The 536-nt window shown below is 50.6% G+C and carries 1 protein-coding gene; it reads left to right on the top strand.

All coding sequences use genetic code 11. The annotated features are described in order from the left end of the window. The coding region (locus V8F51_RS31650) for a SpoVR family protein (protein ID WP_337104450.1) at positions 1-536 on the top strand (536 nt) is incomplete at both ends.

Here is a 536-nt window from a genome sequence, read left to right as displayed (position 1 = left end):
CGCGAGCTCGATCTCACGAGCGATGAGACGATCGAATTTGCCAAGCTTAATTCGTCCGTAGTCGTTCCTTCTCGTCATAGCCTCAATCCTTATTATCTAGGCTTGAAAATTTTCGAGGATATCGAACGCCGCTGGGATAAGCCAACGAAGGAAGAAATAGCGCGTTTCGGGCGTGAGCCGGGCAAAGGACGGGACAAAATTTTCGAGGTGCGCGAATTCGATTCCGACATTTCCTTCCTGCGCAATTACTTAACCAAGGAGCTAGTCGACGACCTCGATCTGTACATTTTCGAGAAAAAAGGACCGGAGTGGAAAATTACCGATAAATCGTGGGAAAACATCCGCGAGCAGCTCGTCTATTCGAAGGTAAACGGCGGATTCCCGAGCCTCTACGTTAAGGACGGCGACTTCAACCGCGTCGGCGAGCTGTATCTGAGCCATAACTATGAAGGCACAGAGCTGGATCTGAAGTACGTGGAACGCACGCTGCCTTATGTCGTGCAGCTTTGGGGCAAGAACGTTCATCTGGAGACGTT

Source organism: Paenibacillus sp. YIM B09110 (genome assembly GCF_037167145.1).
Lineage (GTDB): Bacteria > Bacillota > Bacilli > Paenibacillales > Paenibacillaceae > Pristimantibacillus.
This window is presented reverse-complemented; position numbering and strand designations above follow the sequence as displayed.